The 18,548-nt window shown below is 63.0% G+C and carries 19 protein-coding genes; 6 read left to right on the top strand and 13 right to left on the bottom strand.

The genetic code is table 11. From position 1 onward, the window contains the following. Positions 1–272: 272 nt before the first annotated feature. Positions 273–2,135, bottom strand: coding sequence for a Z1 domain-containing protein (locus QQK95_RS20980; RefSeq protein WP_284276245.1), 1,863 nt, complete (start codon positions 2,133–2,135; stop codon positions 273–275). A 218-nt stretch (positions 2,136–2,353) separates the two neighbouring features. Between QQK95_RS20980 and QQK95_RS20975 the strand changes: the two genes are divergently transcribed. Continuing rightward, positions 2,354–2,866, top strand: coding sequence for a hypothetical protein (locus QQK95_RS20975; protein ID WP_284276243.1), 513 nt, complete (start codon positions 2,354–2,356; stop codon positions 2,864–2,866). A 376-nt stretch (positions 2,867–3,242) separates the two neighbouring features. Here the strand turns inward: QQK95_RS20975 and QQK95_RS20970 are convergent, their stop codons facing one another. The 3 genes from QQK95_RS20970 to QQK95_RS20960 form a co-directional block, all read right to left on the bottom strand. Next, complete coding sequence (locus QQK95_RS20970; RefSeq protein WP_284276241.1) at positions 3,243–4,883, bottom strand: ABC transporter substrate-binding protein; 1,641 nt, start codon at positions 4,881–4,883, stop codon at positions 3,243–3,245. Between the two features lie 306 nt (positions 4,884–5,189). After that, positions 5,190–5,693, bottom strand: coding sequence for a protein-export chaperone SecB (gene secB / locus QQK95_RS20965; protein ID WP_284276239.1), 504 nt, complete (start codon positions 5,691–5,693; stop codon positions 5,190–5,192). Positions 5,694–5,941: 248 nt separating this feature from the next. Next, positions 5,942–6,439: an FxsA family protein gene (locus tag QQK95_RS20960; protein ID WP_038650885.1), complete on the bottom strand. Its 498-nt coding sequence runs from the start codon at positions 6,437–6,439 to the stop codon at positions 5,942–5,944. A 213-nt stretch (positions 6,440–6,652) separates the two neighbouring features. Between QQK95_RS20960 and QQK95_RS20955 the strand changes: the two genes are divergently transcribed. The 4 genes from QQK95_RS20955 (at position 6,653) to QQK95_RS20940 (ending at position 9,502) form a co-directional block, all read left to right on the top strand. Continuing rightward, positions 6,653–7,360 carry a Tim44/TimA family putative adaptor protein gene (locus tag QQK95_RS20955; RefSeq protein WP_284276253.1) on the top strand — a complete coding sequence of 236 codons (708 nt, stop codon included), beginning with the start codon at positions 6,653–6,655 and terminating at the stop codon, positions 7,358–7,360. Between the two features lie 126 nt (positions 7,361–7,486). Next, positions 7,487–8,587, top strand: coding sequence for a murein transglycosylase A (mltA, locus tag QQK95_RS20950; protein WP_284276236.1), 1,101 nt, complete (start codon positions 7,487–7,489; stop codon positions 8,585–8,587). Further along, the gene (locus QQK95_RS20945; protein ID WP_284276234.1) at positions 8,584–9,114 is read left to right on the top strand and encodes a Smr/MutS family protein; all 531 of its coding nucleotides are present in this window, start codon (positions 8,584–8,586) and stop codon (positions 9,112–9,114) included. Before mltA ends, QQK95_RS20945 begins: the two co-directional genes overlap by 4 nt. A gap of 19 nt (positions 9,115–9,133) precedes the next feature. Continuing rightward, on the top strand, positions 9,134–9,502 hold the full coding sequence (locus QQK95_RS20940; protein WP_284276232.1) for a helix-turn-helix domain-containing protein: 369 nt from the start codon (positions 9,134–9,136) through the stop codon (positions 9,500–9,502). Positions 9,503–9,586: 84 nt separating this feature from the next. On the opposite strand, the gene QQK95_RS20935 is transcribed toward QQK95_RS20940, so the two are convergent. From QQK95_RS20935 to QQK95_RS20920, 4 genes are all read right to left on the bottom strand, one after another. After that, positions 9,587–9,826: a hypothetical protein gene (locus tag QQK95_RS20935; protein WP_284276230.1), complete on the bottom strand. Its 240-nt coding sequence runs from the start codon at positions 9,824–9,826 to the stop codon at positions 9,587–9,589. Positions 9,827–10,047: 221 nt separating this feature from the next. After that, positions 10,048–10,668 (bottom strand): transglutaminase-like cysteine peptidase, encoded by a 621-nt coding sequence (locus QQK95_RS20930; protein ID WP_284276228.1) that lies wholly within the window; start codon positions 10,666–10,668, stop codon positions 10,048–10,050. A 168-nt stretch (positions 10,669–10,836) separates the two neighbouring features. Further along, entirely contained in the window at positions 10,837–12,114 is a 1,278-nt protein-coding gene (locus tag QQK95_RS20925; protein ID WP_284276227.1) for a polyhydroxyalkanoate depolymerase, read from the bottom strand. Between the two features lie 232 nt (positions 12,115–12,346). Further along, positions 12,347–12,712, bottom strand: a complete 366-nt coding sequence (locus QQK95_RS20920) for a septal ring lytic transglycosylase RlpA family protein (protein WP_284276225.1) — start codon at positions 12,710–12,712, stop codon at positions 12,347–12,349. A gap of 309 nt (positions 12,713–13,021) precedes the next feature. On the opposite strand from QQK95_RS20920, the gene QQK95_RS20915 reads away from it, so the two are divergent. Next, positions 13,022–13,198 carry a hypothetical protein gene (locus QQK95_RS20915; protein WP_284276223.1) on the top strand — a complete coding sequence of 59 codons (177 nt, stop codon included), beginning with the start codon at positions 13,022–13,024 and terminating at the stop codon, positions 13,196–13,198. Positions 13,199–13,320: 122 nt separating this feature from the next. Here the strand turns inward: QQK95_RS20915 and QQK95_RS20910 are convergent, their stop codons facing one another. The 5 genes from QQK95_RS20910 to QQK95_RS20890 form a co-directional block, all read right to left on the bottom strand. Further along, entirely contained in the window at positions 13,321–14,118 is a 798-nt protein-coding gene (locus QQK95_RS20910; protein WP_284276221.1) for an ATP-binding cassette domain-containing protein, read from the bottom strand. 7 nt (positions 14,119–14,125) lie between these two features. Next, the gene (locus tag QQK95_RS20905) at positions 14,126–14,902 is read right to left on the bottom strand and encodes an ABC transporter permease subunit (protein WP_284276219.1); all 777 of its coding nucleotides are present in this window, start codon (positions 14,900–14,902) and stop codon (positions 14,126–14,128) included. After that, on the bottom strand, positions 14,899–16,056 hold the full coding sequence (gene ssuD / locus QQK95_RS20900) for an FMNH2-dependent alkanesulfonate monooxygenase (RefSeq protein ID WP_284276251.1): 1,158 nt from the start codon (positions 16,054–16,056) through the stop codon (positions 14,899–14,901). The genes QQK95_RS20905 and ssuD overlap by 4 nt, the downstream gene beginning before the upstream one ends. 91 nt (positions 16,057–16,147) lie before the next feature. Continuing rightward, complete coding sequence (locus QQK95_RS20895; RefSeq protein WP_284276218.1) at positions 16,148–17,101, bottom strand: sulfonate ABC transporter substrate-binding protein; 954 nt, start codon at positions 17,099–17,101, stop codon at positions 16,148–16,150. Positions 17,102–17,461: 360 nt separating this feature from the next. After that, complete coding sequence (locus tag QQK95_RS20890) at positions 17,462–18,499, bottom strand: phosphatidylglycerol lysyltransferase domain-containing protein (RefSeq protein ID WP_284276216.1); 1,038 nt, start codon at positions 18,497–18,499, stop codon at positions 17,462–17,464. Positions 18,500–18,548: the final 49 nt, after the last annotated feature.

Genomic DNA, 18,548 nt, shown 5'->3' with positions numbered 1-18,548 from the left:
CAATGGCTTAACGGACAGTGTTCGCTATCCGTTCACGTCCAACTGTTCAAGTTGGGTCAAATCGACTAGTTCCTTCAAGTGATCTATGGTAAAACTAAACGCCCAAGGCGTAAGGCGTTTGGTTGAATGCTTCAAGTATATTGCAATTTTATTATTCAAAGAATAGCTGTTTAGGCGCCCATATGTATCGCATTTACCAATAGTAATTGGCTTTTCTGAACTTGCTATTATAAGCCGCAAGGCGACTCCATGATAACGGTCAAGCTCGGCTATCATTTCGTGTTCTTGATAAATTGGATCGAGCCCGAGAATTTATAAAAGAGCCTCCCCTTTCCGCTACTGTTGGTGAAGACCTTGAGATGATGAAGCGCATTAGGAAATTGGGCAGTCTGAGACTGCCCAATAAGTCCGCGTCGCCTCTCGATTGCTGCTTTATCGAGTCCCTCAGCGTCCTTGTATCCCTCGATGCTCGACGACGGATGCACGGCAACGGCTTGCTCTACGCTAGGACTCGCGGTCCGAAATATGTAACGTTTAAGATACTCGGGGAATCCTGACTCTCCCAATTCCTTCTGAAGCGCCTCCAGTTTGGCGCTGACTGAATTCAGAGATTGTATCCTCTGGTCAATTCCGGAATCGAACTCAAAGAGCCCGAACCCCATTTCTCCCTTGTTCATGTCAACGGTAGATCGATCGATGCTGGCGCTCGAAACGGCGGATATTCGATGATCTCCCAACCAAACTGGAGACCCTTTCCCTTCCCTAATTGCCTCGAGTGCTAGCTTGTGAAACACAAAACATCTGTGCCAATCCGCGTATAGCGCGTTTGGAATCGTTAGCTCAAAGAACCTTAGATATTTCCCCCTTGCTCCGAACATCCGAGCGCGCTGTATGTAGGTATCCTGCTGTATCTTGTGCTTCACGTCGCGTGTAAAGAACATGGACAGGAGATTTTCAAAGGTTACTCCGCGAGACACGATGTTTCCTCCAATAACAATCGTGAACAGCGAAGCTGGGCGCGTAGCAGATCGTCCTTTTCTTGTGAGATCACGGTCGCTATTTAATATTATGACTGCATTTCTACTTATATTTTTGACGATATATGATGTAACTCGGTCTGGATCGACGTCCGGATAGCGCTCGTTGGCGAGAGTCCATATCTCCCTTACATAGCCATCGAACTTTTTGCTCTGGCTGTTGGTTAAGGAGGCCAACGTGTCTTGCATGATGGACCAGTCACTTTTATGGTCGATCCGCTTCCCGCTTGTGTGAACCAGAAGCGAGTAATTTGCCTCCGCCTGGTTTACATACTGGTTGAGGTAGGAAACGTTTACTAGAAATCCGAAGAGTGCTCGTCTGGCATATTTCGGGTCGTCACCGCGATCTGGAAGCAACTGAAGCTGAAATGGTAGTGACAAGTTCTTACTGGGCCACTCTACGGGGAAGAAAATGTCCTGGCCCGTATACATAGGATGTGGAGGAAAATTGACCCAGAGGCGGCTGTCGTTGTCGAACGTGTTGTTCAAATCTAGCCGAGCGGGGGTAGCCGTTACTCCGATGTAATCCCCGGTTGATCCGAGAATATCGTGGATCAACTGATTTATCCGGGTTCTCTGCGCGTTGTTGATCTTCGAGTTAGGTGACGCGAAATCAGCTTCATCGTCAATCACAACGATATCTTTGAGTGCGCCGATTTTCTCTAGAAGTTTTTCCAAGTCACCAGCATTCTTCTTTGCAAAGATGACATAACGTCGGGACTTCACGTCGATCGACGGGTCGAGAATCTCGGTGTAATTCTGTGCAGATGGGGCCAAGCCCGAGTCTTGGAATCGACCAAGGTTTTGACCCAATAGATCTACGCTATCATTCAGCAGATGGACAATGAACCGCCGGCCGTCATCCAATAATTTTGCCGTAAGGCATATCATCATCTCCGTTTTTCCGCTTTGCGGTTCGCCGTAGATTACAAACGCGCGACGACCATCGCCGGAGAGATTTTTGAGGGCCCCCTGCACTGCCTTTTCGATGCACGTAACGTCAGCGCCGTCGTCGATCAGCCGCCGAAGCTGTCGTTCGTACTGATCCGCAGCAGGGTCTATTGCCTTGAAGCGGTCAAGATTAAATGACTTTTCCATTGCTCCCCCCGAAGCATTTTTGTTAATTCAACCTATATCCTCTATTTTGGATTGCAACCCCTTGCAGACCAGAGCGCAGTGCATTGCAGGAGGTGCTTATCTGCTGACTATCACTGGAAACCACCCCGGGGCCTGAATAGGCTCTTTGGGACAATTGCTGCTAGCCGCCTTGAGTTGTTTGTCCCTTGGCGTATCTTCCGCGGCTTGGGGACCCCCACATGCGCACCACCTCAAACACCGTCGCCTCTCTCGGCCTCGCGATCGGCGGCGCCTTCGGCCTTGCCGGCACCTTCGTCGCCAGCGCGCCGCTGCGCGAAACGCTGTGGACGATCGACGGCGTGGCGCTCGTCGTCGCCACCGCGCTGCTCACCATGAAATACCAGCGGCTGGGCAATGATTGCGTCGCCGCCGGCTTCCTGACCTTCCTGGCCGGCGAGAGCCTGCTGCTGGCCGGCAATGCGGCGGGGCTGGAGGCCAGCGTGCCTTCCTATGTCGGCGGCATTTCGCTCTGGGCGGCGGGGCTGGTCATGGTCAGCGCGCCGGGCACGTTCGCGCTGTGGATGCGGCTCACCGCGCTCGTCGCCGCCGTGCTGTTTGTCATCTCGGCCGGCATGATCCTGTGGGGCGCGCCCTTGCTGCCGACCTCGTCGCCGCTGCCGGCGGCAGGCTATCCGTTCCTGGTGCTGACTTTTGTTGGGTGGATCTGGACGCTGGTGAGGGATGGGCGGTAACTGGTGCCGATGTCAGCGTCTGTCAAAGTCCGCGACAGGAAGGTGAGCGTCGGCGCTGCCCCTCATCTGGCTGCCGCCATCTTCTCCCCGTAAACGGGGCGAAGGGGCTGGCATCGCCGCTTTCGCCAATCGCCAACGTTGCAAGGAAGGCGCCGGCGTTGCGGCCAGCTACTCTCGCCCCGTTTACGGGGAGAGATGTCCGGCAGGACAGTGAGGGGCGGCGCTGGCGGTGAAGGTGGGGCGGCAAGGCTCGGCGCCCCCGCCCTTCGCATGGCTCAGGGCGTTCGAAGCTCGAAAAGCCAAGCAATTGGCTTTTCGTCCGCTACGCGGACCGCTTCTCACCCCGCAAGGGGAGAAGGTAAGAAGCGTCGGCGCCTCACCCCTCAATCCACACCTTCTCGAAATGCTGCTCCAGCGCCTGGTGCTGCTCGCAGCCCTCCACGCCCTTGCGATAGGTCCGGTACACCGACCGCCAGTAGGGCTGGATGATGATGCCTGAGTCCCGCAGGTTCTTCTCGATGCCGGCCATGATCTCCTTGCGGGCCTTGGCGTCGGGGGTGGCGAGCGCCTTGTCCAGGAGGTCGTCGAACTCCTTGCTGGCATAGGCGCTCTCGTTCCAGGCCGCGCCGGATTTATAGGCGAGCGCCAGCACCTGGACGCCGAGCGGCCGTCCCAGCCATTCGGTGCAGGAGAAGGGGTATTTGCTCCAGTCGTTCCAGAAGGTGGCGGCGGGCAGCACGGTGCGCTTGATCTTGAGGCCGGCCTCGCGCATCTGCGCGGATATCGCGTCGCCGGTGCTCTTCTGCCATTCGACGTCGACCGAGATCAGCTCATATTCATGGTCGGGCTTGGCGGAGGCGGCGAGCAGTTTTTTCGCCTCCTCCATGTCGCGCCTGGCCGGGCCGATATCGGCATATTCGGGGTGCATGGGGCCGACATGGTGGTTGTCGGCGGGTTTTCCCCGGCCGCCGAGGCCGAGCGCCAGCACGGCCGCGTTGTCGACGGCGAGCTGGGCGGCGCGGCGGACCTTGATGTCGTCATAGGGCGCGTTGCCGATGTTGAAGCGCGCGACGATGGTCGAGCCGGTGGCGATCTCGGAATTCTTCAGCCCCATCTTGTCGGTCTGCGAAACCGCGTCCGAGGCGGTTTCGTGGTCGGTGTCGATCTCGCCGGATTCGAAGGCCGACAGCATGGCGTTGGGGTCGGAGCCGTAGTCGATCCACTGGATGCCATCCAGATAGAACTCGCCCTTCCACCACGGCTTGTCCTTGCGCTTCACCTCCGCACCCGTCTCGGCGTCCCATTTCACCAGCTCGCAGGGGCCGGTGGTGATGGCGAGCGCCTTCATCGGGTCGCCGTCGCCGGCATAGGAGCGGTGCATGATCAGCGCGGGATAGTCGGCCATGCCGGCGATCAGCGAAATGTCGGGCTTCGGCAGGTTCAGCTTGATCGTGTAGTCGTCGACCTTCTCGATGCCGCCATCGACCGCCTTCTTGGTGTCGGCATTGACCAGCGCGCCCATGCGCGCGGCGACCGAATTGCCGGCCACGCCCGCCTCGCACCAGCGGGTGAGGTTGTGGACGACATCGTCGGCGTTGAAGGCGTCGCCGTTCGACCAGGAAATGCCCTTGCGCACATGCAGGGTCAGCGTCTTGGCGTCGTCGCTCATCTCCCATTTTTCCAAGAGCCAGGGCTCGAACGAGAAATCGGTGTTCCAGCGCACCAGATATTCGTTGCAGTGGCGGGCGACGTTGGACATTTCGACGCCGTCGAAGGTGCGCGGGTCCTTGAAACCCTTGACGTTCATGGCGACGCGCAAGGTGCCGCCCTTCTTCGGCTCGGCCGCGCGGGCAGGGGTCGGGGCAAGGCCGCCCAGGGCAAACGCGCCGGCGGCGCTGACGCCGAGACCGGCCATCAGCGCCAGATATTCGCGGCGGCTGATGGCGCCGGTCTTGAAATCGTCGGCGACGGGCTTGGCCTGCGGGTGCAGTTTGCGGTCGGTCAGCATGAATTTCATCGTCGTTCCCTTTGTCGTTGGTGCATGCCGCCCAGAAGTGCAGGGGTTTTGGGACATGCACGGAAGCAGGCTCGTCCCGGCGGACCGCCGACGCGGGGGCGGCTGCGACCGCCGGGACGCCTTTGCCTGAGGCGGCGATGATAGGGCGGGGTGACGTTACGGAGTGTTCTGAAATCCGCAGGAGTTGTGCGCTGCTCCGCAGGGTTGGGGGAGCGGTTGGCAAGGAAGGCACGAGGGAAAGCGTGGCACCTCCAAATAAAAAGCCCGGCGCGAGGCCGGGCTTTTCAGAAACGAGGAGGAGAAACCTCAGCTCACCTTGATCTTCGACGCGGCGGCCTGGTCCTCGGCGATCTTCTGCTGGAACATCTGCGCGAAGTCGATCGGGTCGAGCATCAGCGGCGGGAAGCCGCCATTGCGGGTCGCCTCGGCGATGATCTGGCGGGCGAAGGGGAAAAGCAGGCGCGGGCATTCGATGAACAGGATCGGCAGCATGTGCTCCTGCGGGAAGCCCGAAATGGCGAAGACGCCGCCATAGACCAGCTCGACGTTGAACAGCACTTCCTGGTCGAAGGAGGCCTTGGCGTTCAGCGTCAGGTTGACGTCGAACTGCTTGTCGGAGAGCGGGTTGGCGTTGACATTGACGTTGATGGCGATGCCGGGGGCCTTGTCGCGGCCGCGCAGCGAGTTCGGCGCGCCGGGGCTTTCGAAGGACAGGTCCTTCACATACTGGGCGAGCACGTTGAGCGACGGCTGCGCCGCGTTGCCGTTTCCGTTGGCTGCGCCGGTCGGCGCGTCATCATTGCTGGCCATGAGCCTTATATCCTTTTCCCCTGGGCAGCGTTGCTGACCGAATTGAAATCGGGCGTTCGCTACCATGGCCGGCATGACAAGACAAGGTTTGCCGCCTTGTCACCGGAGTGGACCCAGACTGCATCGAGATTCAGGCCAGGCCGAGGCGAAAATGGTTGATACCGCGGAGCGTACTTGAAGTACGTGAGCACCGGAAGCGCAGGTATCAGCCATTTGCAGACCGGCATCACCTGAATATCGGTGCAGTCTCAATCGTCCTTCAGCCGCCGCCATGGCGAATTGTGGTCCGGGCCGCGCTTGAAATCGTCCTCGCGCGAATAGTCGCCGTCGTCGAGGTCGATGACCTTGTCGCGCGACCGGCGAAAGCCGCCGGCCGAGAAATCGGTGGCGACGACGATGCGGCCCTTGAACCGGCGCCAGGCCAGGTCGCGCACCGGCGGCAGGAACAGGAGCAGGCCGATAATGTCGGTGATGAAGCCGGGGATGATCAGGAGGATCGCGGCGACCACGATCATGGCGCCGTGGGCGAGGTGGCGGCTGGGGTCATGGCCGGCGTCCATCTCGGCGCGCACCCGCGCCATGACGCCGAACCCCTGGTGGCGGAGCAACAGCACGCCGGCGATGCTGGAGGCCAGCACCAGGCCGACCGTCGCCAGCGCGCCGACCTCACGGCCGACGATGACGAAACCGGCGATTTCCATGAGCGGAAGGGCGAGAAGAAAAAGGGGAAGCAGCGAAATGCGCAAGTCTTGCCAACCTTCCGGTCGTTGGTCGTTTCGATTGTTTTGCGCCTGGGCGGCCAATCGCCGCTGGCACTGAGGCTGTTAGATAGGTATGCCTGCCTTTGATTTGAATGATTGCGCCTTGCGTTCTATATGCTTTGAATGTTGAACGCTATGCGACCGCGGCCTGTTGGCCGGATGGTCCGGCCTAGAGGCAGGGATTGATTGGCGGAAGATATGGGCTTCTTCGACTTCGGCACGATTTTCTTCCTGATCGCGGCGGTGGTGATCTTCTTCCAACTGCGCAACGTGCTGGGCCGTCGGACCGGTAGCGAGCGGCCGCCCTTCGATCCGTACTCGGCGGCGCGTACCGAGAAGGACGCCACGCAGAAGCCCGAAAATGTCGTTTCGCTGCCGCGCAAGCGCCTGCCGGGCGAGCCGGCGCCGGCCGACGCCTATACGGCGATCGACGCCTTCGCCAAGCCCGATACAGACCTCAACAAGGGCCTGCGCGCGATCAAGGACAATGACCCGTCCTTCGATCCGAAGGGGTTCATCGACGGCGCCAAGATGGCCTATGAGATGATCGTCATGGCCTATGCCGATGGCGACCGCAAAACGCTGAAGAACCTGTTGTCGCGCGAGGTGTTCGACGGGTTCGTCGCCGCGATCGGCGAGCGCGAGGCCAAGTCGGAAAAGATCCAGTCCTCCTTCGTCGGCATCGACAAGGCCGATATCGTCTCGGCCGAGATGAAGGGCGGCGAGGCGCATGTCACGCTGCGCATCATCAGCGAGCTGATTTCCGCGACGCGCGACAAGGCCGGCGCGGTGATCGACGGCGATCCGGAAACCGTGGCCGAGGTCAAGGATGTCTGGACCTTCGCCCGCGACACGCGCTCGCGCGATCCGAACTGGAAGCTCGTCGCCACCGAAGAAGAAGACTGAGCCCCGATGCATGTCGCCCAAAAGTGCGAAGCGGTTTTGGGACAACGACTTGCATCAAAACCAGGACCCGAAGCGCGTCGCATGACTTTCTTCAAACACGACGCGCTTTAAAGCGACGGGGCTCCGGTGCCGCTATCGCCTCTCTTCATCGAAAAATCCTTCGACGACCTGCCCGGCTGGGGTGACGACGACCCCCTGCCGGCCTTCGAGGCGTTTCGCCGCTCCGCCTTCCATGTGCCGGTAAAACCCTATCGCAGCGGCGCGCTCGGCGTCGATTTTAATGCCTTCGCGGCTGCTTATGCGGAGGCGCGCGCTGCAGCGCCCTCGACCCGGATCGAGGCGCGAACTTTCTTCGAGAGCCATTTTGTGCCGATGCTGGTCCGCGCCGAGAGCGGCGCCGGGCTCGTCACCGGCTTCTACGAGCCGCAGGTCGAGGCCTCGCCGGTGCGCACGGAACGCTTCGTCGTGCCGCTGCTGTCGCGGCCGGCCGATCTCGCCGATGTCGACGACGCCAACCGGCCGCAAGGGATGGATCCCTACCTCGCCTTCGCGCGCCGGACGGAGGGTGGACTGGCCGAGTATTTCGACCGTGGCGCGATCGAGCGCGGCGTGCTTGAGGGCCAAGGGCTGGAGATCGCCTGGCTGGCCGACAAGGTCGATGCCTTCTTCATCCATGTGCAAGGCGCCGCACGGCTCGCCATGACCGACGGCCGGCTGCGCCGCGTCACCTACGCCGCCAAGTCGGGCCAGCGCTTCACCGGGCCGGGCAAGGTGTTGAGCGAGCTTGGCGAAATCCCGCTGGCCGAGGTGACGATGCAGTCGATCCGCGCCTGGTTCAAGGCGCATCCGCGGCGCATCGACGAGATCCTGTGGCGGAACCGCTCCTACATCTTCTTCCGCGAGGCCGATGTCGAGGACGCCGCGCTCGGCCCGATCGCCGCCGCCAAGGTGCCGCTGACGCCGGGCCGTTCGGTCGCGGTCGACCGGCTGCTGCACACATTCGGCACGCCCTTCTACATCGACGCGCCGACGCTGACCGCCTTCGACGCAAAACCGTTCCGCCGGCTGATGATCGCGCAGGACACCGGCTCGGCCATCACCGGACCGGCGCGCGGCGATCTCTTCGCCGGTTCGGGCGACGCCGCCGGCGAGATCGCCGGCGTGGTGCGCAACGCCGCCGATTTCTATGCGCTGGTGCCGCGCGCGCTGGCCGGGGGCGCGAGATGAGCAAGCGTCCGGACAGGCTAAGCGAAGACGACCGGGTGCTGTGGAACCTTGTGGCGCGCACGGCCAAGCCGCTCAAGGGCAGGATTTCGGTCGACATTCCCGACATCGCAGTCGAGGCCAAGCCGGCGGCGCCGCAGACGGCCCAGCCCGCCGCCAGTGCGCCGGGAGCGGCAAAGCCGAAGGTGCAGCATGTCACGCACCGGCTCGACGAGCCGACGCTGGACAAATTGTCGAAGGGCCGGCTGCCGATCGAAGGCCGCGTCGACCTGCATGGCATGACGCAGGACGAGGCCTATTCGCTGCTGTTCTCGTTCCTGCACCGGGCGCATGCCGGCGGCGTCCGCTATGTGCTGGTCATCACCGGCAAGGGGTCGTCCTCCGGCGGCGACGGCGTGCTGCGGCGCGCGGTGCCGGCCTGGCTGTCGACGCCGGCCTTCCGGCCGCTTGTCTCCAGCCACGACCATGCCGCCCGCAACCATGGCGGTGCTGGCGCGCTCTATATCAGGCTGCGGCGGGTGCGTTCATGAGGGTTGGGAGGCCGGGCGCATGACGCCGTTCGGCGAGAGGCTGCGGGCGCTGCGGCACGAGCGCGGCGTCAGCCAGAAGGACATGGCGGCGGCGATCGGCGTCAGCGCCGCCTATCTCTCGGCGCTCGAGCATGGCAGGCGCGGCGCGCCGACCTGGACGCTGATCCAGAAGATCATCGGCTATTTCAACATCATCTGGGACGATGCCGAGGAATTGGCGCGGCTGGCCGAAGCCTCGCATCCGCGCGTGCGGCTCGACACGTCGGGCCTCAATCCGGCCGCCACCGAGCTCGCCAACCTCCTGGCCGAGAACATCGAGAAGCTCGACGAAGCGGACCTACGCCGCATCACCGCCTCGATCCGCGCCGCGCTCGGCCGGCTGAAGTAACTCATCTTATCCGGCTTTCGCTACGGTCCGCCGGAGCGCAAGACAGTGCCCGCCGGCGGCAGCCGGCGGGCCACTGTGGCGAGATCAGGGCTTGCCGGCCGTGCTGCCATTGGGGTTGCCGCCCTTGGTCGAGCCACCATGGTCGTGGCCGTTGTTGCCGCCGCCCAGGCAGTCCGACGCGCCGGCTGTGCCGCAACAGCGGCCGGCCCAAAGGTCATTGAGGTTGGTGTGGGCGCAGCTGACCGTCTGGTCGGCCATCGCGGATCCGCCCAGGGCCGACACGGCGGCGAAGGCGAGAAGGGTATTGCGCAGGAAAGCAGTCATTTGAAGTCTCCATGGTTGGGTTTCTGTCGTTCACGGCTGTGTGTCGCCGGGCGGACGGAAATGGTTCATGGAGAGGCGGAGATTTTTTCGCGGGGATGCGTGGTGGGCCTCCACGCCTTCGTCATCCACGGGCGGAGCAGTCGCGAAGCGACGTCGCGGAGACCCTAGGATGACGAAGCGACGGGCGCGGCCGCCTCAAACGGCTCCCGCATTCCCAGTCCCTACTCCACCGACCCGACCAGCACCTGCTGGCCACCGCGGATGGAGACCCAGCGGCCGGTGTTGTCGATCGCCTGCCGCTTGAGGAACCGGTAGCCGGTCTGGTCCCAGGCCTTGACCTTGTCGGTCAGGTTGTCGAGCACGTAGTCGCCCTTGTCGGTGCGCACGGTCAGCACGGAATGGCCTTCGCCGTCGGGCTTGCGCACCACGGTGATGAGAAGATCGGAAAGCGAGATGCCCATGCGGGACAGCCGGCGGCGCTTCTCCAGAACATAGTCCTCGCAATCGCCGACGCCCTTGTCGGGATAGGCCCAGACCTCGTCCTTGCCGTAAATGTCCATGTCGCTCATCGGCTTGACGGCGGCGTTGACCCGGGCGGTGACGCCGGCGAGCTTGCTCATCAGCCCGTTGGTCATCCTGGCCGGCGCCAGATTGCTCGGACGGATCGAGCATTCGCCGGGATGCAGCTTGCAGAAATCATAGTGGCCGATCGGCTGCGAGGTGATCCCCCCTGTCGCCATCGCTCCGGCCGCCAAGGCCGGAGCCATCCAGCCTCCCGTGGCTGCCAGACCGGCCGCAGCCACGTACAAACGCAGCCTTCTCGCCATTGTTGAGGAATTCATTGTCCCCGCTCACCCTGTTGTTAACGAAACGTTAAGGGCGATTGACAGTCCGTGTCAATTACGACGACGGACTGATTTGCGGCATGGTTACCCGCGGGGAGGCACAGCGTCTATTGTGCAACAGAATCGGAGTGGCGGCCGATTTTTCAGGCTTTGTCCGGGAATGGCCTACCGCTTGGCGGTGCGGACCAACTTCGGCTTCACCGCGACGCGGTTCTGGCGGCCATAGCTGGTGATGAAATCGACGATGCGCGGCACGATCTCGGAGCGGAAGCGCGAGCCGTTGAAGACGCCGTAGTGGCCGACCGCCGGCTGGACGTAATGCGCCTTCTTGTCGGCCGGAATATTGACGCACAGATCCTGCGCCGCCCTGGTCTGGCCAAGGCCCGATATGTCGTCATTCTCGCCCTCGACCGTGAACAAGGCGACGTTGCGGATATCAGATGTGTCGATGAGGGTGCCGCGATGCATCATCTCGCCCTTGGGCAAGGCATGGCGCACGAACACGGTGTCGACGGTCTGCAGGTAGAATTCCGCCGTCAGGTCCATGACGGCCAGGTACTCGTCATAGAAGTCGCGGTGCTTCTCGGCATTGTCGCCGTCATGCTTCACAAGGTGCATGAAGAAGTCCTTGTGGGCGATGATGTGGCGGTCGAGGTTCATGCTCATGAAGCCCGACAGCTGCAGGAAGCCCGGATAGACCTCGCGGCCGAAACCCGGCACCGGCCAGGGCGCGCGCATGACGACATTGTCGCGGAACCAGTCGATGCCCTTTTCCTCGGCGAGCAGGTTGACCGCGGTCGGGTTGCGGCGCGTGTCGATCGGCCCGCCCATAAGCGTCATGGTCGAGGGCACGAAGGGATCGCCCTTCGCCTCCATCAGCGCCACCGCCGCCAGAACCGGCACGGAAGGCTGGCACACCGCCATCACATGGGTGTCGGGACCGAGCGCGTGAAACATGTCGACGATGTAGTCGATATAGTCGTCGAGATCGAAGCTGCCGTCCGCCAGCGGTACCATGCGGGCGTCGACCCAGTCGGTGATGTGGACATCGGCATGGGGCAACATGGCTTCCACAGTGCCGCGCAGCAGCGTCGCATAGTGGCCCGACATCGGCGCCACGATCAGCAGCTTCGGATCCGGCTTGCGGCCGGCGGGAACGGCGCGTTCGAAGCGGACGAGATTGCAGAACGGCTTCGACCAGACGGTCTTTTCGGTGACGTCGACGCTCTTCCAGTCGACGACGGTCTTGTCGAGGCCGAAGGTGGGCTTGCCGTAGCGGCGCGTGGTGCGCTCGAACAGTTCGGCGCCCGCCGCGACCGAACGGCCCCAGGGCGTGTGCGCAATCGGATTGAGCGGGTTGGAATAGAACATCCGCACCGCGTCGGCATAGAGCCGGGCCGGCTGCAGCGCCGCATGGTTCATTTCGTAGAGCTGGTAGAACATCGACAACCCCGCTGCTGCTGCGACCGAAGGGACGACGAGCAGCGCCGAGCCTCAAATGTCTCGTGGCAAAGTTAACAACTAATTGCTGCGATGCAATACGTCACGTGGCGTGACCAATGGTTCTTTCGTCCAAAGCGTTGCAAATCCGCCTGGAACGGCGGAGCCGGCTCAATGTGCAGTGCCGAAATGCGTAGGAAATGTGTCCGGCCTTGCTGCCGGACACGGGCAACAGTCAGACACGCGCCATGCAGACCGAGGTATGGCCGGAACCGATGAAGCCGAGTTGGCCGGCGGCGCCCTTCGACAGGTCGAGCACGCGACCCCGGATGAACGGACCGCGATCGTTGATGCGCACGATGACGCTGCGGCCATTGTTCTGGTTGGTGACCCGCAATTTCGTGCCGAAGGGCAGCGTGCGGTGGGCGGCGGTCAACGCCGACGGGTTCATGCGCTCGCCCGATGCGGTGCGCGAGTGCAGCGCGTACCAGGAAGCACGGCCACACTGGCCGGCGGCGGTTGCCGAAGTGGCGGAAGCGCCGACCATCAGGCCAGCCGCGATCGTTACCGCGACAAGCGCGGTCTGGTTTAGGTTCTTCATATTTGAGGGATGGCTCCGTTTTTGACAGACCCCAGCCGTTAGGTGCCGAATAAGGCAGGAAATGCGGCAAGCATCTGTCCGTTCCGTGGCGAGATCACACGTTTGGAGTCACGAGGTAACAGTCTGTCAGGGATTTTCCGGCGCGATTTGATTCATTTTCGATGATCTTCGCACCGATATGCGAGATCGCTTTGACAAGATATCGGATTAATATCCAAGTAGAATCCGGCGTGATTGGACCGCTTCCTTCGGCTCTTTCATCACGGTCATGGCGCCGCGAACGATCGACTTGAAAAGTGAGATCCGTCAATGAGACTGAGCAAAAATCTGCTGGCCTTGATTGTGCTGGCTGTCGGTGCGGTGTGGTCGCTGCAAGGCATCGGCGTGGTCGGCGGCAGCTTCATGACCGGCCAGTCGCAATGGCTTTACATCGGCCTCGTCACCATGCTCGTCGGCCTGGCCGGGCTGGTATGGGCGAACCGGTAGAGCTTGGATGGGGAGGTCACCCCCGTCCGTCGAGCTTAAGCAGGGTTGGCGCCCTTCTTCTCCGGAGGGGGAGAGGTGGCGCTGAGAAGCAGCGACGGAGTGGGGGAAGGCGGCCCGCAGGCCTAACCGAACAGCCGGTCCAGGATCGTGCCTTCGAGGCGGGCGAGCTCGGCGGAGCCGCGCCGGCGCGGCCGGGCCACCGGCACCTCCAGGTCGAGCGCGATCCTGCCGGCGCTGATCACCACCACCCGGTCGGCGAGCGCGACCGCCTCGGCGACATCATGGGTGACCAGCACGGCGGTGAATTTCTGGGCGAGCCAGATGCGCTCCAGCAATTGCTGCATCTCGATGCGGGTCAGCGCGTCGAGCGCGCCGAGCGGCTCGTCGAGCGCCAGGATCTGCGGCTGGCCGACCAGTGCGCGGGCGAGCGCCACGCGCTGTTTCTGGCCGCCGGACAGCACGGAGGGCCATTCATCGGCACGGTCGGCGAGGCCGACTTCGCCCAGAATGTCGAGCGCGCGTTGCCTTGCGTCCTGGCCGGCAGCGATGCCGGTCAGCCCGACCTCGACGTTTTTCACCACGCTGGCCCAGGGCAGCAGGCGCGGCTCCTGGAACATGAAGCGGGTGCGGCTGTGGCCCTCTTCCTCGGCGCCGAGCGTCAGCGATCCCGATGTCGGCCGGTCGAGCCCGGCCAGCAGCCTGAGCAGCGTGCTCTTGCCGCAGCCGCTCTTGCCGATGACGGCGACGAACTGCCCGGCCGGTACGTCAAGGTCGATACCGTCGAGCACGATCTTGTCGCCGAAGCGTTTTTCCACGCCCTTGAAGGCGAAGGCGCGGCGTCCTTCGACAGAAATCGCCGGGCGCGGCGGCACTGGTGCTGCGACAAAGGAACGGATGGAGGTCAGGCTGGCGGCTGGCATCGGAACCTCATCCGTTCTGGAAGGCGGGATGCCAGCCGAGCGACAGTCGCTCGAGCAGGCGGGCGAGGCTGTCGGCGAGCTTGCCGAGCAGCGCGTAGATCAGGATCGACAGCACGACGACATCGATCAGCAGGAATTCGCGCGCCTGCATGGCCATGTAGCCGAGGCCGGAACTGGCCGAGATGGTCTCGGCGACGATCAGCGTCAGCCACATGATGCCGAGCGCATAGCGCAGGCCGACGAAGATCGCCGGCAGCGCGCCGGGCAGGATGACGCGGAAGAACAGGGCGCGCCGGTCCATGCCGTAGACGCGGCCCATCTCGACCAGCTGCGGATCGACGCTCTGTATGCCGAGCAGCGTGTTGACATAGATCGGAAAGAACACGCCGAGCGCCACCAGGAACAGTTTTGCTTCCTCGTCGATGCCGAACCACAGGATGACGAGCGGGATCAGCGCCAGATGCGGGATGTTGCGGATCATCTGCAGCGTCGTGTCGGTCAGGCCGCGGCTGAGCCGCGACAGCCCGTTGGCAAGGCCGAGCGCGAAGCCGATCGAGCCGCCTATGGCAAAGCCGGCAAGCGCGCGCGCCGTCGAAACGCCGATATTGCGGATCAGCTCACCCGACAACGTCAGCCGCCAGAAGGCCTCCGCGACGGCGCTTGGCGCCGGCAGCACGTTGGCCGGCATGAGGCCCGCGCGCGATGCGGCTTCCCAGCCGGCGATCACCAGGACCGGCAGCACCCAGCCGATGGCATTTGCGTGGAGGCGCGCGGAAAAGCTCATGAGGAGGCCTGCAGGCGGGCGGCGCCATGGAAGCCGACCGAGAATTCATTGGCGATGTCGCGATGCGCCCGCTGCCGCCTGGTGCCGAGCCCGAGGCGCGGGAACAAAAGCTCGGCGACGCGGTAGGCTTCCTCGAGATGCGGGTAGCCGGAGCCGATGATGGTGTCGATGCCGATCGCCTGGTATTCGCGGATGCGCTCGGTGACCTGCTCCGGCGTGCCGACCAGCGCGGTGCCGGCGCCGCCGCGCACCAGGCCGACGCCGGCCCACAGATTGGGCGAGACGACAAGCTTGTCGCGGCGGCCGCCATGCAGCTCGGCCATGCGGCGCTGGCCGACCGAGTCCATCTGGTTGAGGAAGCGCGCCTGCGCGTTCTCGATCTGGGCGTCGGTGACATGGCTGATCAGCCGGTCGGCGGCGCGCCAGGCTTCGTCCTCGGTCTCGCGCACGATGAAATGCAACCGGATGCCGAAGCGCAGTTTCCTGCCGCGCAGCGCCGCCTTTTTGCGCGCCGAAGCGAGCTTCTCGGCGACCTGCGCCGGCGGCTCGCCCCATGTGAGATACATGTCGACGAGGTCGGCGGCGAGATCCTGGCCGGCGTCGGACGATCCGCCGAAATAGAGCGGCGGCCGCTCCTGGCTTGGCAGAAGGTCGAGGCGGCCATTCTCGACGCGATAATATTTACCGTCGAAATTGACGCGCTCACCCGAGACGAGGCCGCGCCAGATGGTCAGGAATTCATGCGCCTGGGCATAGCGTTCGTCATGCGGCAGGAAGACGCCGTCGCCGGCGAGCTCGGTCGGATTGCCGCCGACCACGACATTGAGCAGCAGGCGGCCGTTGCTCAGCCGGTCGAGTGCCGCGGTCTGCCGCGCGGCGAAGGTCGGCAGCGTCACGCCGGGCCGCAGCGCCACCAGGAATTTCAGCTTTTCGGTGAGCGTGGCAAGGCCCGTCGCGGTGATCCAGGAATCCTCGCAATTCTGCCCGGTCGGCAGCAGTACGCCGGGAAAACCGAGCCTGTCGACCGCCTGAGCGATCTCCTTGAAATAGCCGAACTCCGGCGGCCGCTGCTGCTCCTCGGAACCGAGATAGGAGCCGTCGCCATGCGTCGGGATGAACCAGAAGAAATCGAGCGGGCTGGCTGGCGTGGTCATGTCTGGCGCAGTCACGGACAGATCTCCTGGAGATTGCAGGAACAAACGGCAAAGGCGCCGGACGTTTCCGCCCGGCGCCGCACGAGAAAAATCAGTTGCCCGGGGCGGCCCAAACGGCGTCGGAGATGCGGACCGCTTTCGGGATCAGGCCGAGCTTGTAGAAACGGTCGGCGGTCGCCTGCTGGCTGGCGACGATCTCGTCGGTGATTGGAAAGATGCCGAATTTGCTGCGGTTGGCGGCGATGGTCTGGGCGTCGAGCGGCACGCTGGTCACCTCATGCAGCGCCTCGGCCACCTTGTCACGGTTCTGGTCCGCCCATTTCGCCGCCTCGCCGAGGGCGGCGATGGTGGTGGTGATGATTTCGGGATGCGCCTTGGCGAAATCCTTGTTGGCGAGGAAATAGGTGTTGACCTTGAGCACATCGCTGGAGCGCGCCAGCACGCGCGGCTGGTAGCGTGTTTCGGCGATGGCGAAGAACGGGTCCCAGACCGCCCAGGCGTCTATCTGGTCGCTGGCGAAGGCGGCCGCCGCATCGGCGGGGCTGAGATAGACCGGCGTGATCTGATCGAAGGGGACGCCGGCCTTTTCCAGCGCTGCCACAAGAAGATTATGCGCGGAAGTGCCCTTGCCGACGCCGATGCGCTTGCCCTTGAGGTCGGCGACCGACTGGACCGGCGAGGCCGGCTTGACGAAGATCGCCTCGCCGTCGCCATTGGACGGCAATGCCGCCGCATAGACGATGTTGGCGCCGGCCGACTGGCCGAAGATCGGCGGTGCGTCGCCGGTCCATCCGACGTCGATGGCGCCGACATTGAGCGCCTCGACCAGTGGCGGCCCGGCGGTGAATTCCACCCACTTGACGGTGACGCCCTTGTCGGCGAGCGCCTTTTCGATCACCTGCTGCTGCCGGGCGATCACGGGCAGGCCGGTCTTCTGATAGCCGATGTTGAGCTGCTTCAGGTCCTGCGCGGCGGCGCCGAACGACAGGCCGACGGTCGCGGCGAGCAGGCCGATGCCGAAAACGCGTCTCGTCAGATTGAACATGATTCCCACTCCTTCGCTGCGGATCGGCGCCGGGAAAACGTCCTCGCCGGTTGGATGAAGGACAAGGCTAGGTAATTCTATAAATTTAGTAGAGGAATGATTTTGCGACTTGGCGCCGTGGTGCGGAAATATCTTCCATGGAAACCCGGCGTTCGTCATCCGAAGGTAAGGCAAGGAGCGGCGCGGTGCGGTGCGGGATGACGAATGAAGGATTTGGCCAGGACCGTGCCGGGTCCTAGAGCGTTTCACCGTTTCATGAAAACGGCGAACCGCTCTAACTCTTTGTTTTGACGCAATTCCCTAGGGAAGGCGCTGCGCGCTTTTCCCGGGAAAACCGCTCACACTTTTCCTGGAATTGCTCTAGAGCGCTTTCACCAGCCGCAGCAGGCCCACCATCTCGATATAGGTCCCCTTGCGGAAAGCGATGTATACCGGCTCTTCCATGCCATGGAAGCGGCGCTTGAATGCCGCCTGGCCCTGCAGGTTGAACCTGCGGCGGTTGACCCATGCCGAAGAGTAGGCGCGCTGAAAAGTGTTGCGCCAGAAATCGCTTTCGGCAAAGCCGTTGGGAGTGACGTCGACGAGCGGCGACAGGCCGAGCGTGACCACCGAGATGCCCTCTTCGCGGAACCGATCGACGGCGAATTTGGTCAGGCCGATCTCGGCGTGCGGAGAGGCATCGATCTGCTTGCGCTTGAAGGCGGTGGTGTAGCCGATGACCTTGCCGTCGCGAAACAACGGATCGAAATCGAGCAGCGCGATCAGCTCGCCATTGGGACCATGCAGGACGAAGCGGCGCATGTCGGTGCCGAGCTGATCGTAGAACGGGCGGTTGAGAAAGCCCATTTCCCAGCGCTTGACGATGCGGTCGCCGCGCCAGTTCTCCGACAGCCGGGCGATTTCGTCGAGGAATACCGTCCGCTTGTCTTCTTCGAAAAAAAAGCCCTTCTTCAAGAGCCAGCGCTCGGAATAGCGCACGGTCTCGTTGCGCTTGCCGGAAAAGTCATGCTCGGGCAGGACGAGGCGGGTGTCGATGCCCAGCCGGTTGACCTTGTAGCCGAGCCCGGCCAGCACGCGCGCGGTCTCCTCGTTGATCTGCACGAACCAGGGGTCGCCGGCGGCCTCGACGAAGCGCCTGATATAGTCGGCCCGCCGGGCCGGCGCCGCCACCGGGTCGCCAAGCGCGAAATGATGCTTCATCTTGGTGCCGAAGGCGATGTAGCCGTCGGCGTCGCCAAAATAGGAAAGCTTCTGCTGCACGGCAGTTGAATAGGCGAGCGAGAAGTCGCCATGGCGGCGAACCATCGCCAGGCGTTCGACATGCGTCAGCGCCTGGCGCTCGACTTTGGGCGAGGCACGCTCGAGGATTTTGTCGAAATAGATCCGCAAGGAGGGCATGGTCGAGATTCCGCGTGCCGTCTGTGGCGCGACATGCCTTTCGGCACGC

The organism is Mesorhizobium huakuii (assembly GCF_030160235.1).
Taxonomy (GTDB): Bacteria; Pseudomonadota; Alphaproteobacteria; order Rhizobiales; family Rhizobiaceae; genus Mesorhizobium; species Mesorhizobium huakuii.
This window is presented reverse-complemented; position numbering and strand designations above follow the sequence as displayed.

What these genes read in the sequence shown, in the direction of transcription:
- QQK95_RS20980 (WP_284276245.1), bottom strand. Translation starts at nt 2,135, where the DNA reads ATGGAAAAGTCATTTAATCTTGACCGCTTCAAGGCAATAGACCCTGCT.
- QQK95_RS20975 (WP_284276243.1), top strand. Translation starts at nt 2,354, where the DNA reads ATGCGCACCACCTCAAACACCGTCGCCTCTCTCGGCCTCGCGATCGGC.
- QQK95_RS20970 (WP_284276241.1), bottom strand. Translation starts at nt 4,883, where the DNA reads ATGAAATTCATGCTGACCGACCGCAAACTGCACCCGCAGGCCAAGCCC.
- secB (WP_284276239.1), bottom strand. Translation starts at nt 5,693, where the DNA reads ATGGCCAGCAATGATGACGCGCCGACCGGCGCAGCCAACGGAAACGGC.
- QQK95_RS20955 (WP_284276253.1), top strand. Translation starts at nt 6,653, where the DNA reads ATGGGCTTCTTCGACTTCGGCACGATTTTCTTCCTGATCGCGGCGGTG.
- QQK95_RS20945 (WP_284276234.1), top strand. Translation starts at nt 8,584, where the DNA reads ATGAGCAAGCGTCCGGACAGGCTAAGCGAAGACGACCGGGTGCTGTGG.
- QQK95_RS20940 (WP_284276232.1), top strand. Translation starts at nt 9,134, where the DNA reads ATGACGCCGTTCGGCGAGAGGCTGCGGGCGCTGCGGCACGAGCGCGGC.
- QQK95_RS20935 (WP_284276230.1), bottom strand. Translation starts at nt 9,826, where the DNA reads ATGACTGCTTTCCTGCGCAATACCCTTCTCGCCTTCGCCGCCGTGTCG.
- QQK95_RS20930 (WP_284276228.1), bottom strand. Translation starts at nt 10,668, where the DNA reads ATGAATTCCTCAACAATGGCGAGAAGGCTGCGTTTGTACGTGGCTGCG.
- QQK95_RS20925 (WP_284276227.1), bottom strand. Translation starts at nt 12,114, where the DNA reads ATGTTCTACCAGCTCTACGAAATGAACCATGCGGCGCTGCAGCCGGCC.
- QQK95_RS20920 (WP_284276225.1), bottom strand. Translation starts at nt 12,712, where the DNA reads ATGAAGAACCTAAACCAGACCGCGCTTGTCGCGGTAACGATCGCGGCT.
- QQK95_RS20915 (WP_284276223.1), top strand. Translation starts at nt 13,022, where the DNA reads ATGAGACTGAGCAAAAATCTGCTGGCCTTGATTGTGCTGGCTGTCGGT.
- QQK95_RS20910 (WP_284276221.1), bottom strand. Translation starts at nt 14,118, where the DNA reads ATGCCAGCCGCCAGCCTGACCTCCATCCGTTCCTTTGTCGCAGCACCA.
- QQK95_RS20905 (WP_284276219.1), bottom strand. Translation starts at nt 14,902, where the DNA reads ATGAGCTTTTCCGCGCGCCTCCACGCAAATGCCATCGGCTGGGTGCTG.
- ssuD (WP_284276251.1), bottom strand. Translation starts at nt 16,056, where the DNA reads ATGACCACGCCAGCCAGCCCGCTCGATTTCTTCTGGTTCATCCCGACG.
- QQK95_RS20895 (WP_284276218.1), bottom strand. Translation starts at nt 17,101, where the DNA reads ATGTTCAATCTGACGAGACGCGTTTTCGGCATCGGCCTGCTCGCCGCG.
- QQK95_RS20890 (WP_284276216.1), bottom strand. Translation starts at nt 18,499, where the DNA reads ATGCCCTCCTTGCGGATCTATTTCGACAAAATCCTCGAGCGTGCCTCG.